At 70.5% G+C, this 13,130-nt stretch carries 13 protein-coding genes; 4 read left to right on the plus strand and 9 right to left on the minus strand.

What is annotated here, in order from left to right:
* Positions 1-12: 12 nt before the first annotated feature.
* From AC1Q5D_RS05165 to AC1Q5D_RS05180, 4 genes are read right to left on the minus strand one after another with little or no spacing between them, the layout of a single operon-like run.
* The gene (locus AC1Q5D_RS05165; RefSeq protein WP_481737500.1) at positions 13-813 is read right to left on the minus strand and encodes an ABC transporter permease; all 801 of its coding nucleotides are present in this window, start codon (positions 811-813) and stop codon (positions 13-15) included.
* Positions 810-1,604 (minus strand): ABC transporter permease, encoded by a 795-nt coding sequence (locus AC1Q5D_RS05170; protein WP_481737501.1) that lies wholly within the window; start codon positions 1,602-1,604, stop codon positions 810-812. The genes AC1Q5D_RS05165 and AC1Q5D_RS05170 overlap by 4 nt, the downstream gene beginning before the upstream one ends.
* Entirely contained in the window at positions 1,601-2,425 is an 825-nt protein-coding gene (locus AC1Q5D_RS05175; RefSeq protein WP_481737502.1) for an ABC transporter ATP-binding protein, read from the minus strand. Before AC1Q5D_RS05175 ends, AC1Q5D_RS05170 begins: the two co-directional genes overlap by 4 nt.
* Positions 2,425-3,432 (minus strand): ABC transporter substrate-binding protein, encoded by a 1,008-nt coding sequence (locus AC1Q5D_RS05180; RefSeq protein ID WP_481737503.1) that lies wholly within the window; start codon positions 3,430-3,432, stop codon positions 2,425-2,427. Before AC1Q5D_RS05180 ends, AC1Q5D_RS05175 begins: the two co-directional genes overlap by 1 nt.
* A 971-nt stretch (positions 3,433-4,403) precedes the next feature.
* Between AC1Q5D_RS05180 and AC1Q5D_RS05185 the strand changes: the two genes are divergently transcribed.
* Positions 4,404-4,682 carry a hypothetical protein gene (locus tag AC1Q5D_RS05185; protein WP_481737504.1) on the plus strand — a complete coding sequence of 93 codons (279 nt, stop codon included), beginning with the start codon at positions 4,404-4,406 and terminating at the stop codon, positions 4,680-4,682.
* Between the two features lie 91 nt (positions 4,683-4,773).
* On the opposite strand, the gene AC1Q5D_RS05190 is transcribed toward AC1Q5D_RS05185, so the two are convergent.
* The 3 genes from AC1Q5D_RS05190 to AC1Q5D_RS05200 all read right to left on the minus strand — a co-directional run bounded on the left by AC1Q5D_RS05190 (position 4,774) and on the right by AC1Q5D_RS05200 (position 6,506).
* Positions 4,774-5,148, minus strand: a complete 375-nt coding sequence (locus AC1Q5D_RS05190) for a PH domain-containing protein (protein ID WP_481737505.1) — start codon at positions 5,146-5,148, stop codon at positions 4,774-4,776.
* Between the two features lie 352 nt (positions 5,149-5,500).
* Positions 5,501-5,845 carry an SDR family NAD(P)-dependent oxidoreductase gene (locus AC1Q5D_RS05195; RefSeq protein WP_481737506.1) on the minus strand — a complete coding sequence of 115 codons (345 nt, stop codon included), beginning with the start codon at positions 5,843-5,845 and terminating at the stop codon, positions 5,501-5,503.
* Between the two features lie 22 nt (positions 5,846-5,867).
* Positions 5,868-6,506, minus strand: coding sequence for an MBL fold metallo-hydrolase (locus AC1Q5D_RS05200; RefSeq protein ID WP_481737507.1), 639 nt, complete (start codon positions 6,504-6,506; stop codon positions 5,868-5,870).
* Positions 6,507-6,688: 182 nt separating this feature from the next.
* Here AC1Q5D_RS05200 and AC1Q5D_RS05205 point away from each other — a divergent pair, with 182 nt between their 5' ends.
* Both AC1Q5D_RS05205 and AC1Q5D_RS05210 read left to right on the plus strand, forming a co-directional pair.
* The gene (locus AC1Q5D_RS05205; protein ID WP_481737508.1) at positions 6,689-7,267 is read left to right on the plus strand and encodes a hypothetical protein; all 579 of its coding nucleotides are present in this window, start codon (positions 6,689-6,691) and stop codon (positions 7,265-7,267) included.
* Positions 7,264-8,850: a GMC family oxidoreductase gene (locus AC1Q5D_RS05210; protein WP_481737509.1), complete on the plus strand. Its 1,587-nt coding sequence runs from the start codon at positions 7,264-7,266 to the stop codon at positions 8,848-8,850. Before AC1Q5D_RS05205 ends, AC1Q5D_RS05210 begins: the two co-directional genes overlap by 4 nt.
* Before the next feature lie 56 nt (positions 8,851-8,906).
* On the opposite strand, the gene AC1Q5D_RS05215 is transcribed toward AC1Q5D_RS05210, so the two are convergent.
* Together AC1Q5D_RS05215 and AC1Q5D_RS05220 are read right to left on the minus strand one after the other, a co-directional pair.
* A complete protein-coding gene (locus AC1Q5D_RS05215) occupies positions 8,907-9,695 on the minus strand; it encodes an IclR family transcriptional regulator (RefSeq protein WP_481737510.1) in 789 nt (262 codons plus the stop codon).
* Between the two features lie 98 nt (positions 9,696-9,793).
* Positions 9,794-10,114 (minus strand): putative quinol monooxygenase, encoded by a 321-nt coding sequence (locus AC1Q5D_RS05220; protein ID WP_481737511.1) that lies wholly within the window; start codon positions 10,112-10,114, stop codon positions 9,794-9,796.
* Positions 10,115-10,303: 189 nt separating this feature from the next.
* On the opposite strand from AC1Q5D_RS05220, the gene AC1Q5D_RS05225 reads away from it, so the two are divergent.
* Positions 10,304-13,126 carry an FAD-binding and (Fe-S)-binding domain-containing protein gene (locus tag AC1Q5D_RS05225; RefSeq protein WP_481737512.1) on the plus strand — a complete coding sequence of 941 codons (2,823 nt, stop codon included), beginning with the start codon at positions 10,304-10,306 and terminating at the stop codon, positions 13,124-13,126.
* Positions 13,127-13,130 lie beyond the last annotated feature (4 nt).

Genomic DNA, 13,130 nt, shown 5'->3' on the forward strand with positions numbered 1-13,130 from the left:
GGGCCCCTGAGTTCACACGTTCCTGGCGAGCTTGCGTTCGGCGGCCCAGAGGATCAGGTTGCCAATGAGCGCAATGGCCGCGAGCAGGACGATGATCCCGTACATGGACGGCAGGTCCAGCCGTCCGTAGGCCCGTAGGGCCAGGAGCCCCAGCCCCGCGCGGGCGGCGAAGAACTCGGCAATGATGACGTTGATGAAGGCGATGCTGAAGCCGATCCGGATACCCACCATGAGCGAGGGGGCCATCGCGGGAATGTAGATCTTCGTGGCGACTTGCAGCGGCGTCAGTGTCAGTGAGCGGGCGAGTTTGGGGAGGAGGGGATTGATGGCGCGTACCCCGGCGGTTGTCGCAACCATGATGGGGAACACCGCGGCCAGGGCCGCCATGGCGGCCTGGGCACCCACCCCCACGCCGAAGATCTGCAGCAGGACCGGGAAGAAGACGATCCGGGGGACGGCGAAGGCCCCTGCGACAAGGGGGTCGAACACCGCGCCCAGGAACTTGCTCCGACCGATGGCATAGCCCAGCGGAAAGCCGATACCCGCCGCGACGAGGAACCCGATCGCGACCGCTTCCAGCGTGCTGTTCAGGTGCCTGTAGATCGATCCGTCAGCGAAGAGCTCGGCCAACGCCGCCATGGAAGCGGTCGGAGACGCGACCAGGTCTGACGCGGCCGAGAGCACGGCCCACAGGGCCAGGAGCGCAACGACCACCACTGCCCGCCACAGGGTGTCCTTGACGGTCGTGGTCGCCTTGGTTGGCGACGGCGCCGCCGGCCCCGTCGGGACGGACGTCTCGACGTTGGTGCTCATAGCATGTCCTTTCTGATCCGCTTCTCCGCCCATGTGAGGACACCGTTGACAATGACGCTGAGCACGATCACGACAGTGATGTAGGCCCACATGTCCACGGTGTTCAGCTCCCGGTAGTAGAAGCCGGCACGGAATCCGATGCCCTCGGCAGCGAGGATGAACTCCATCGCGATCGTGCCGATCACGGCGTAGATGAAACCGAGCTTCACGCCGGGGAAGACGAGCGGCGTGGAGGCCGGCAGCAGTACCTTCAGGTAGTACTGCGGTGATGAGGCGTTCACCGACTTGGCGAGTTTGTGCAGGATCGGCTTGATCGATCCCAGAGCCACCATGGTCGTGAGGGCGATGGGAACGAGTGACATGCTCGCTGCGATAACGACGATCGGCCCTGCGTTCAGTCCCATGAGCGCCAGGAGTACGGGATAGAACAGGAGGGTGGGCATGGCGTATCCCGTCACCAGGAAAGGCTCCAGGGCGCGGCCCACCGCGGGCAGGCGCCACAAGATGGCTCCCAGGGGGAGGCCCCCGACAAGGCCGATCGCGAAGGCGGACAGGATCGTGGTCAGCGTGCGTGCCGCGTCCACCCCGAACTCCGGGGTGGGGACGATGGCGGCCAGGCGGGTGAAGATCTCCGACGGCGGGACCATCAGGCTGCGTTCGATGAGACCCAGCCGGGTCGTCGCCTCCAGGGTCACGACGAGGCCGAGGACGATCAGCCAGCGGACTATCCGGGCCCTCCGGCCCATCGAGGCCGCCGGCAGTTGCCGGGGCTGTTGCTGGGTGACCGTCATGCCGACTGTGCCCCGGGTCCGAGGGTCTTGGCCGCTTCGACCTTAACGAGGTCCCAGAGGTGGTTCTCGAGCTCTCGGAACCTCGGAAGGGCGTGGGTGCCTTCGGGGCGGGGGCGCGGGAGGTCGATCTTGACGACTTCCTTGACCACGGACGGCCGGGCGGACATGACCCACACCTCGTCGGAAAGGTAGACCGCCTCCTGGATATCGTGGGTGATGAAGAGAACGCGGTTGCGGGTCTTTTCCCAGATGTTCAGCAGCTCCCGTCCGACGAACTGGCGGGTCTGCTGGTCCAGCGCGCCGAATGGCTCATCCATGAGCAGGACCCGCGGCTCCAGGGCCAGGGCGCGAGCGATGGCGACCCTCTGCTTCATGCCACCGGAAAGCTGCCCCGGACGGTGGTTCTCGAACTGGCCAAGCCCCACGAGTTCGATCATCGCGCGGGCCTTTTCATAGCGCTCGGACTTCGACTTGCCCTTCACTTCGAGCCCGAATGCCACATTGTCCAGAACACTGCGCCAATGCAGGGTGGAATCCTCCTGGAAGACCATCGCGGTGTCGCGTCGGGGACCCGTCACCTGCTCCCCGTCGATGCTGATCCTCCCCTGGGTGGGCTTGAGGAGCCCACCGACCATGTCGAGCAGCGTGCTTTTCCCGCATCCACTGGGGCCGATCACGGAGATGAACTTGTGCTCCTGAATGGAGCCGCTGACGTTTGCGACGGCTTGGGTTGCGCCGGCGGCCGTCTGGAACGTCATACCGATGTTGTCGAAGACGACATCGTGCTCGCCGGTCGCCGGCAGGGTGGGGTTCGGGCTCATCACAGGAAGTTCCTCATCACGACTCGGTCCATGTCCGGGTCCTGCTTGAGCTGCCCCTGCTCCTTGCCTGCCGCCACGACCGCCTGCAGTTGCGCGTCCGTGAATTCGAGACTGAAGAAACTCTGGGAGTTCTCCAACGCCTTGCGGGCGACTGCGGGCTCGTAGTCGATCGCTTCCGCATACACAGCCGCCGCAGTTTCGATGTCGTTGGCGATCATGTCCATCGCCTTCTTCACTGCCCTTCCCCATCCGCGGAGAGCCTCGCCGTTCTCCTCGATAAACGACCCCGTGGCGAGCAGGCACGTATCGGACCAGTCGGTGACATAGTCCCGGGAGCGCCAGACCACCGTGGCCCCGCTCTCTGCGGCAATCTGCTCGGACAGCGGCGACGCCGTCCAAGCCACGTCGACCACTCCCTGCGAGACAGCGGTCCACGAATCGGCGGCCGAGCCGACGCTGACGAGCTGGACGTCCTTGCCCGGGGCGATGCCGGCTTCCTGCAGAGTCCGCTCTGCGAAGTAGGAGGAATTCGAGCCGGGCGTACTCACGGCAACCTTCTTGCCGCGGACGTCGTCGATGGTCTTGACGCCAGAGTCCGGGAGGGCGATGAAGTCGACTGAGGCTGCCGTGTACACGTTCCCGATGATGCGGACGTCCATGCCGCTCTCCGCAGCGATGAATACCGGGATCGTCGAGGAAGTGCCGAACCCGATCCCCGACTCGACGCCGCGCACGGTGTCGAGCCCGCCCGGGAACTGAATGTGCTCGAGGTCCAGCCCCTCTTCCTCGTAAAAGCCCTCCGATTGGGCGATGAAGAACGGGGCCGAGTGGATGAGGCTGGCCAGTCCCGTCACCGCGACGTCGCCGGTGTATCCGCCATTGCCACCCCCGCCTCCGGCCCCGGCCTGTCCGCATGCGGTGATGGATCCAAGGGCCAAGAGGCCGCCTGCCGCCCCGGATAGCCTCAAGAAGTCCCGGCGTCCAAGCGGATTGTGTGTCATCTTCATGTGATCTCTCTCATCGCGTGGGTCTCTTGCCAAACCAGTGAACCACCTCACAATACTGCTGTCCAGACTTGTACTCTGCTGTCCAGATAATTTTCTTTGACGGGCCACTGGGTCTTCACGAAGCTCGACCCGGACCGCCGGTGGACCGTGCGCGAGCTCGCTGATCGGCGGGCGCGGCCCGGTCATCGCCGGGTCCCCGGCCATCGTCGCCGACGAGCTCGAGCGCTGGCGGGACGAGTCCGGGATCGACGGCTTGAACCTGTCCTCCGCGGTCCGCCCGGCGGACCTACTCGAGTTCGCGCGCCTAGCCTCCCCGGAGCTGCGCCGCCTTGGGCTCTGGCCGGGGGCGGACGCGGGGGCCGGGGGAGCGACGCTGCGGGAGCGGTTCTTCGGGGCCGGGCCCAAGCTGCCGGGGGACCACCGCGGCGCCGGGCACCGGCGCGGGGCGGCGGTTCCGGGGCGTTGGCCGGGGGTCCCGCGGCGCCGGGCTACCAGGGGAAGGCCCGGGGCGAGGTCGAACCGCAGCTGTCAGCCGAACAGGCTGCGCGTGCCGGTGTCCGATGGGCCTGGCTAGGCTGGTCAACGGACTGCGGCCGCAGCGGAAAGCCGCAGCCACGTTGCGTGGCGGGGGTCTCCGCATTCACTCGCACCTTGAGGAAGCTGTCTACCACGCTTCCGGCCGTGTCTACGCAGGCACTGTGCGGCAAGTGGCCGTGGCCGGTGCGGTATTGGAGCCAAGCCTGGGGTGGCGGGGCCCCGGCCGCTCCCGGCGACCGGGGCCCACTGTTCATTCCCACCTTTGAGGAAGGTACGAGGACGGTACGAAGCGGACCTTGGAAGGATCCTGTGGCCGGCGGTCCGCCGCCGGGGCAGGGGCCGCATCCGGCGGGAGCCGCAGGCCCGACCCGCCGCGAGCATGGCGCCGGGCGCGCCGCCGGCGCATACTGGGGCCAATCGGGCAGGAGGCCGGCATGAGTTCCAGCGGGGGCGCGACGACGCCGATTCGATTCGTGACCGTGGGCGGGGCCGGCGCGGCCCGCCCGGCCCGGGTCTCGCTCGAGGGGCTCGCCGTGGACGCTCCCGACGGCGCAGCCGTCGATGCCGACTCCCTCCCCGCCGGCGAGCCCGTGGCCCGGGCCTTCGACGAGGACCTGGACCGGTCGCGCTCCGGGGCCATCGGCCTGGCGCTCATGGGACCGGCCTCCTTCGAATGCTACGTCAGCGTCGCCGAGGACATCGACGGCGACTAGCCGGTCCCTAACGGGGGTCGGCATGGCCTCGACTGGCCGCTCCTCCAGCTGCCGGCCGCGTCGGGCCCGCCGCCGCCCGCGCCCCGGCCGGCTACAGCGCGTGCGCCGCGATGAACTGGGCGATCCAGCGGATGTCGACCTGGCTGGTGAACTCGAGCCGGACCTTGCCCAGCCCGCTGAACCAGAGGTCCAGCTCCGCGTCGAGGTCGAACGTGCCGGCCGTCTCGACGGAGAAGGACTGGATCCTCGCGTAGGGGAGCGAGGTGTAGTCGCGCTTCTTGCCCGTGATCCCCTGGACGTTGACGACGATGAGCCGCTTGTCGGTGAACGCGACGAAGTCCCGGATCCCGCGGAACGCGGCGTGGACCTGCTCGCCCTGGATGAGCAGCGCGGCCAGGTCCTGGGCGGTGCCCTCGATCGAGGCCGGGCCGAGCTTGACGATGGACGCGTTGGTGAAGTCGATCATGGTGTCCCCCCTGGGTCGTGGTCGCGGCCGCCGGATCCACCGCGGATCCCGCCGGACGGCCGGCGCCACCGTCGACCCTAGCGGCGGGGCCGGACGGGTTGGGTCCGCGCGGGCCAGGTCGCGGGGGATGACGACGGCGGCGCCGTCATGCCCCGCCGGCAGCAAGAGACCCCAGCCACGATCGGTGGCTGGGGTCTCCGCGTTCACTCGCACCCTTGAGGAAGGTGTCTCCGACGCTACGCGCCGGGCCCATGCGGGCGCTGTGCGGCGGGTGGGCGGGGCCGGTGAACCGCGGGGCCGCGGGCCCCGGCATCCTTTCCAGGCGGCTATGAGAAGTTGATCCCGCCGTCGATCAGGCGTTCACGGTGATCTGGTGCTTCGCGAACTCCATCGCGGCCGCCTGCGTGAGTCCGCGGACAGCCCATTTGGTGGCCGAATACGAAGCCAGCACGGGGAAGGGCCGGTAGGCGACAATCGAAGCCGCGCCGATGATCTTGCCGCCGGTGCCTTGGGCGATGAACCTGCGCGCCGCCGCCTGGTACGAGTAGTAGACGCCCTTGATGTTCACGTCGATGATGCGGTCGAGCGCCTCGGGCTCAACGTCGAGGATCTCGTCGACCAGAGCGATGCCCGCATTCGCTATGAAGACATCGAGGTCGCCCAGGGCATCCGTCCCTTCCTTGACCATCCGCTCCACGTCCGCGGGGTTGGCCCCGGTACTACCAGCCGCGGGCCCGCCACTCGCCCAGGTGCGGACGCTCGGCCCCGAGCGTGGTGCCCTTCCCGTGGCCCGGGTGAACGACCGTGTCGTCGGGCAGGACGGCGAAGACCCGGTCGGTGACGTCGCCGAGCAGCGTGGCGAAGCGCTCCGGGTCGTCGAACGTGTTGCCGACGCCTCCGGGGAAGAGCGAGTCGCCGGTGAACAGGTGCGCAGGGCCGGATGGGTCGCGGTAGAGCAGGGCCACGGAACCGGGCGTGTGCCCGCGCAGCTTGATGACCTCGAGCTCCAGGCCGCCGCCGGCGTCGAGAGGCCCGGCCTCGAGGGCCACGTCGATGGGCACCTCGATGTCCGGCACGTCCTCGCTTCCGGCCGCCGTCGTGGCCCCGGTCTCCGCGGCGATGTCGGCCAGGGCGCGCACGTGGTCCCAGTGCGAGTGCGTGGTGACCAGGTAGGTCACCCGGGTTTCCTGCGCCGCATCGGCACGGGCGTCCGCGAGCATCGCCCGGATGGCCGCGCCGTCGTCCGCCGCGTCGATCAGCACCTGATGGCCGGAGGCCCTGTGCGTGAGCAGGTAGACGTTGTTGTCCATCCCGCCCACCGAGATGCTGCGGATGGTGGTCTCGTCGAGATTGAGCATGGTCGCAGGCTAACCCCACGATGCCGCTGATCGGCCTCGTTCTCACCAGCCGATAACGGCCGTTGGCCGGGGAGTGACCTGCGGCACAGACTGGCCCCACGGCCTCCCGGACAGAAGCGCGACGCCACCGCGCGGACCGTGCCGGGGCCGCGACCAGACCGCATCGACCTGAGGTGACAACGATGGTGTTCCCCGCAAAATACTCGGAGCTCAACGCCATGGAACTGTCCGAGGAGGCGCGCCGGATCCTGACCCGCATCATCCGGGTCGCCTTCCCGCACCCGGACTTCCCGGACGGACCCTACGAACGGATGACGCAGAAGATCATCGACGTCTCGGAGGAGTCCCGTTGGTTCCGTATGGCGCTGACGCAGGGCCTCATGACCCTGGACACGCTGACCGAGGAGCACTTCCTTGACCTGCCCGAGGACCGGGCGCTGGCCGTCCTGAAGCGCATCTCCGACCTGGAGTTCTTCGGCTTCATCCGCCGCACCACTGTCCTGAACCTCTACGACGACCCCGAGGTGCAGGCCGCCCTCGGCTACGAGGGCGAGTCGTTCTCCAAGGGCGGGTACCTGCACCGCGGGTTCAACGACCTGGCGTGGCTGCCCGAACCGCGCATCGAGGAAAGCGGCGAGGACCCGACCGAGATAGGCCCGCTGCCCTACACCGTGGCCCCGGCCGCCCCGGAACCGGGCATCGAATCCGTGGAAGACCTGTTCCAGGGCACCAACACCGTCGAAGGAGCGCAGACGCGATGACCACCCAGGAGAACTCGGCACGCATCGATTTCGACGACGACTCCGCCGTCGTCATCATCGGCTCCGGCGCCGGCGGCGGCACGCTGGCCCACGAGCTCGTCGAGAAGGGCGTCAAGGTCGTCCTCCTCGAGGCTGGCCCGTATCTGAGGAACGAGGACTACCACCAGGACGAGTGGGCCGCCTTCAACCAGATGGCCTGGTTGGATCCCCGCACCACCACGGGTTCCTGGCGGATTGCCCGCGATTTCCCGAACCTGCCGGCGTGGATCGTCAAGGCCGTCGGCGGCACCACGACGCACTGGTCGGGGGCGACGCCCCGGTTCAAGGCCCACGAGTTCGCGGCGCGCACCACCTACGGCCGCATCGACGGCGCCAACCTGCTGGACTGGCCGGTTGCCCTCGCCGACCTCGAGCCCTACTACGACCGGGCCGAGAGGAAGATGGGCAGCACGCACCGCCACGGCCGGGCGCCCCTGCCCGCCAACAACAACTACAAGGTCCTGGCGAACGGGGCCGAGCGCCTGGGGTACCGGCACTACGCCACGGGACCCTACGCGACCAACGCCGAGCCCTACGACGGGCGGCCGGCCTCCATCCAGGACGGTTTCAACTTCCAGGGCGACAAGAACGGCTCCAAGTGGTCCATCATGGTCTCGGAGATCCCGAAGGCCCTGGGCACGGGCCTGCTGGACCTGCGCCCGGAGTCCCAAGCCGTGCAGATCACCCACACCCCCGAGGGCCGGGCCGACGGCGTCCTCTACGTCGACAAGGAAGGGAACCTGCACCGGCAGAAGGCCCGCGTCGTCGCCGTCGCCGGAAACGCCATCGAGACCCCTCGGCTCCTGATGCTCTCTGCCTCGCCGCTGTTCCCGGACGGGCTGGCGAACTCCTCGGGCCAGCTGGGCCGCAACTACATGCGCCACACGACCGGTTCGGTGTACGCGCGCTTCGACCGCCCGGTGAACATGTACCGGGGCGAGACCATGGCCGGGCTGATCGCCGACGAGTCGCGGCACGACGTCGACCGCGGCTTCGCCGGCGGCTACTACCTGGAGACCATCTCGCTGGGACCGGCGTTCCTGGCCAGCTTCGTCGACCCGGGGGCGTGGGGGCCGGACTTCACGGCGCTGCTCGACGCCTACGTCAACACCGCCGGGCTGTGGATCGTGGGGGAGGACATGCCGCAGGAGTCGAACCGGATCACCCTGAACACCACGGTCACCGACCGGCTGGGGCTCCCGGTCCCGAACGTGCACTTCGACGACCACCCGAACGACACCGCGATGCGCGAGCACGGCTACCAGCAGGCCTCCCTGCTGTACGACGCGGTCGGGGCGGTGTCCTCGCACCGGACCCCGCCGTACCCGTCGACCCACAACCTCGGCACGGCCCGCATGAGCGAGCGCCCCGAGGACGGCGTCGTCAACGCGTTCGGGCAGGCCCACGACGTGCCGAACCTGTTCGTCTCCGACGGGTCGCAGTTCACGACCGGCGCGGCCGCGAACCCGACACTGACGATCGTGGCCCTGGCCATCCGCCAGGCCGAGTACATCGCGGACCAGATGGCCACCTCGGCCCTCTGAGTTTCCTCGCACGACGGCGGGGTCCCGGCGCGGGCCCCGCCGTCGCGCGCATCCACCTACCGCGGCACCAGCGGCGTGCCGCGCAGGGCCCTGCCGACCCGGCCCGCGGTGTCGCGCAGCAGGACCGCGACCTGGTCCGAGTGGGCCGTGAAGTCGGCCGGGTCCATCGAGACGGCCACCGACCCGATCGTCTGGCCGGCCTGGTTCGTCACCGGTGCCGCCATGCAGGAGGCCCCGCGGATGAACTCCTCGCGCTCGACGGCGATGCCGGTCTCCGCGACGCGGCGGAGCTCGGCCGCGAACTCCGCGGCCCCGGTGATCGTCGCGTCCGTCATCGCCGGCTGCCCGTGCCGCTCCAGATAGGCCTCCCGCCGGTCCGGTTCCATGGCCGCCAGCAGCACCTTGCCGAACGCGGTCGCGTGGGCGGCGTCGTTGAAGCCGAAGCCCATGGGGGTGATCCGCGGCCGGCCGGGGGAATCGACGACGTGCGCGACGACGATGTCCTCGCCCCGGTGCACGGCGTAGTAGGCGGCCGCGTCCGCCCGTACGTGGAGCTCGCGCACCAGCCGGGCCACGGCCGGCGGCGTGCCGACTTGGCGGCGCAGCGACGTGTCCAGCGCATGGAGCCGGTAGCCGAGGCCGTACCGGCTCTCCTCCTTGAGGTGGACGAGGTGCCCCGACGCGACCAGCGTCTTCAGCATCCGGTAGACCGTCGGCAGCGGCATCTCCAGGGCGGCGGCGAGCTCCTTCGCGGTCATGCCCCGGCTGTGGCTGGCGACGGCGTCGAGCAGCGCGAAGGCCTTCTGGACCGAGGCCAGTCCGGCCAGTGCGTCGTTGCGTCCCATGCGACCATCTTGGCGGGACGCCCCGGGGCCCACCAATTTAAGACGGCTGCGGCCGGGCCCCCAGGCGGGGAGCCCGGCCGCAGCCGGCGGGGGAGGGGTCAGGCGATCGCGAGTTCGCCCATGCGGTCCCAGGCGTTGCCCTCGATCTGGCGGCTGATGATCCGCGGCGTCTCGGCGAGCGCCTCGGGCATCTCTTGCATGGCGCGCTGGAAATGCTCGCTGGTCACATGGGCCTCGGCGGCGTCGTCCTCGAACGCCTCGACCAGCACGAACTCGTTCGGGTTCTCCACGCTGCGGGACCAGTCGAACCAGAGGTTGCCCGGCTCGCGGCGGGTGTCCTCGGTGAAGGAGCGGGTCAGGTCGAGCCAGCGCTCCGAGTACTCGGGCCTGACGTTGAACTTGACGACGATGAAGATCATGGGCGGCATCCTTCCGGTTGGCGGCCGCCCGCGTGGGCGGCCCGGGGGCTGTCTGGCCAGTCTGGTCCCGGCCGCAGGACGGGGCCAACGCCCGTTATCGCTGGGCGATAACGGGAGCGGACCGCGGCGCGGCCCGGTCCCTAGGCTGGGGCCCAAGCCCTCAACCCCAGCGCTGAAAGGCGGTTCGACATGCTGCAGAGCCTCCGGGAGGCGGTCGCCGATCCGGCCCGCGTGAGCGACCGCGCCCTCGACCGGCACGCCACGGCCCACGACGCCTCCCACTTCCTGCTCGTTCCGCAGGCCGTCGTCACGGCCGCGGACGCCGGCGAGGTCGGCGCGCTGATGCGGGCGAGCGCCGCGCAGGGCGTGCCCCTGACCTTCCGCTCCGGGGGCACCAGCCTCAGCGGGCAGGCCGTGTCCGACGGCGTCTTGGTGGACGTGCGCAAGCACTTCCGCGACATCGAGGTGCTCGACGGCGGCGCCCGCGTCCGGGTGCGGCCGGGCGCCACGGTCCGCGCCGTCAACGCCCGGCTGGCCCCCTACGGGCGGCGCCTGGGCCCGGACCCCGCCTCCGAGGCTGCCTGCACGATCGGCGGGGTCGTGGCCAACAACTCCTCGGGCATGAACTGCGGGACCACCGAAAACACGTACCGGACGCTCGAGTCCATGACCCTGGTCCTGCCCTCCGGCACGGTCGTCGACACGGGGGCGCCCGGCGCCGACGCGGAGCTGCGGCGGCTCGAGCCGGACCTGCACGAGGGGCTGGCGGGCCTCGCCCGCCGAGTCCGCACCAACCCGGCCTCGGCCGCCGCCGTGCGCCGGCAGTTCTCGATGAAGAACACCATGGGCTACGGGCTGAACTCGCTGCTGGACTTCGAGACGCCGGTGGAGATGCTGGCCCACCTGGCCATCGGGAGCGAGGGCACGCTCGGCTTCGTCGCCGAGGCCGTGTTCCGCACCGTGGCCCGGCCGACGCACACCGCCACGGGGCTGCTGGTCTTCCGCGACCTGCACGCGGCCAACGACGCGCTGCCCGGACTCGTCGAGACCGGGGCGGCGACCGTCGAGCTGCTCGACGCCACGTCCCTGCGGGTCGGCCAGCGGCTCCGGGGCACCCCCGGCGTCGTCGCGGGGCTGGACGTGCGCGAGCAGGCCGCCCTGCTCGTCGAGTACTCGGCCACCGGGGCGCCCGAACTCGAGGAGCTGCGGCGCCGCGGGGACGCCGCGGTGGAGGCGATCGCGCTCACGGAACCGGCGGGGTTCACCACCGACGCCGGCGCCCGCGCCGCGCTGTGGCATCTGCGCAAGGGCCTCTACGCCTCCGTCGCCGGGGCCCGGCCGCAGGGCACGACGGCGCTGCTGGAGGACATCGTGGTGCCCGTTCCCGCGCTGGGCCGCACCTGCGCGGAGCTGGTCGGCCTGTTCGAGCGGTACGGGTACCGCGACAGCGTGATCTTTGGCCACGCCAAGGACGGCAACGTGCACTTCATGCTCACCGACGGCTTCGCCAGCGGCGCCGAGCTGGAGCGGTACAGCGCCTTCACCGAGGACATGGTGGACCTGGTGCTCGGCGAGGGCGGGTCGCTCAAGGCCGAGCACGGCACCGGCCGCGTCATGGCGCCCTACGTGCGGCGGCAGTATGGGGACGAACTCTACGACGTGATGCGCCGCATCAAGGAGCTGTGCGACCCGGCCGGCGTGCTCAACCCCGGCGTCGTCCTTGACGACGACCCGGAGGCGCACCTGCGCCACATCAAGGCTGACCCGCCCGTGGCGGAGGAGGTGGACCGCTGCGTCTCCTGCGGCTACTGCGAGCCGGTCTGCCCCAGCCGCGACCTGACCCTGACCCCGCGCCAGCGCATCGTGGGCCTGCGCGCCATCGAGTCGGCCCGGCTCTCCGGGGACGAGGCGCTGGCGCGCGAGCTCGAGCGCGACTACGGGTACGAGTCGGTGCAGACGTGCGCGGTGGACGGGATGTGCCAGACCGCGTGCCCGGTGGACATCAACACCGGGGACCTGGTCCGGCGGCTGCGCCGCGACGACGCCGGGGCCGTGGCCTCGGCCGGCTGGAACCTGGCCGCCCGCCACTGGGGGAGCGCGACCCGCGCCGCCGGCCTGGGGCTCGACGCCGCCGCGAGGCTCCCCATCCGCGCGGTCCGTTCCGCCAACGAGGCGGCGCGGGCCGTGCTCGGGGCCGATGCGGTCCCGCTGTACTCGCCCGAGCTGCCGGCCGGCGGTGCCTCGCGCGCCCGTCCGGCACCGGGGAGCGATCCCGTCGCCGTGTACTTCCCGGCCTGCGTCTCGGCGATGTTCGGCGCGGCCGGGTCGGGGAGGGACGACGGCGGGGCTCCGGCCGGGGCGGGCGTGCAGGACAGCCTCCTGGGGCTGGCCCGCAAGGCGGGGCTCGAGCTGCTGGTGCCCACCGGGATCGACGGGTTGTGCTGCGGGACCCCGTGGTCGTCCAAGGGGATGGTGGCCGGGCAGGAGACGATGCGTGCCCGGACCGCGGCGGCCCTGCGGAAGGCCACCCGCGGCGGGGAGCTGCCGATCGTCTGCGACGCGTCCTCCTGCACCGAGGGGCTCCGGCATGCCGTGGAGGCCGACGAGCCGCCGGCGGGCGAGCTGCCGCTGCGCATCGTCGACGCCGTCGAGTTCGCCGCCGAGCAGCTGCTGCCCCGGCTACCGGAGGGGAACCGACTGCCTTCGCTGGTTCTGCACCCGACCTGTTCCTCGACCCGGATGGGCCTGAACCCGGCCCTGGACGCGGTCGCTGGCGCCGTGGCCGAGCGCGTCGACGTCCCCGCAGACTGGGGTTGTTGCGCATTCGCCGGGGACCGCGGGATGCTCCACCCGGAGCTGACCGCCTCCGCCACCGAGCGGCAGTCGCGGCAGGTCCGGGACCTCGGCGCGGCGGCCCACGCCTCCTGCAACCGGACCTGCGAGCTTGGCATGACCCGGGCGACCGGGAGGGACTACCGCCACGTGCTGGAGCTGCTGAACGACGTCACCTGACCGG

Source organism: Arthrobacter paludis, assembly GCF_056782315.1.

Coding starts and splice junctions, on each gene's coding strand:
- AC1Q5D_RS05220 (WP_481737511.1), bottom strand. CDS start 10,114: ATGATCTTCATCGTCGTCAAGTTCAACGTCAGGCCCGAGTACTCGGAG.
- AC1Q5D_RS05210 (WP_481737509.1), top strand. CDS start 7,264: ATGACCACCCAGGAGAACTCGGCACGCATCGATTTCGACGACGACTCC.
- AC1Q5D_RS05190 (WP_481737505.1), bottom strand. CDS start 5,148: ATGATCGACTTCACCAACGCGTCCATCGTCAAGCTCGGCCCGGCCTCG.
- AC1Q5D_RS05225 (WP_481737512.1), top strand. CDS start 10,304: ATGCTGCAGAGCCTCCGGGAGGCGGTCGCCGATCCGGCCCGCGTGAGC.
- AC1Q5D_RS05205 (WP_481737508.1), top strand. CDS start 6,689: ATGGTGTTCCCCGCAAAATACTCGGAGCTCAACGCCATGGAACTGTCC.
- AC1Q5D_RS05215 (WP_481737510.1), bottom strand. CDS start 9,695: ATGGGACGCAACGACGCACTGGCCGGACTGGCCTCGGTCCAGAAGGCC.
- AC1Q5D_RS05200 (WP_481737507.1), bottom strand. CDS start 6,506: ATGCTCAATCTCGACGAGACCACCATCCGCAGCATCTCGGTGGGCGGG.
- AC1Q5D_RS05180 (WP_481737503.1), bottom strand. CDS start 3,432: ATGAAGATGACACACAATCCGCTTGGACGCCGGGACTTCTTGAGGCTA.
- AC1Q5D_RS05175 (WP_481737502.1), bottom strand. CDS start 2,425: ATGAGCCCGAACCCCACCCTGCCGGCGACCGGCGAGCACGATGTCGTC.
- AC1Q5D_RS05170 (WP_481737501.1), bottom strand. CDS start 1,604: ATGACGGTCACCCAGCAACAGCCCCGGCAACTGCCGGCGGCCTCGATG.
- AC1Q5D_RS05185 (WP_481737504.1), top strand. CDS start 4,404: ATGAGTTCCAGCGGGGGCGCGACGACGCCGATTCGATTCGTGACCGTG.
- AC1Q5D_RS05165 (WP_481737500.1), bottom strand. CDS start 813: ATGAGCACCAACGTCGAGACGTCCGTCCCGACGGGGCCGGCGGCGCCG.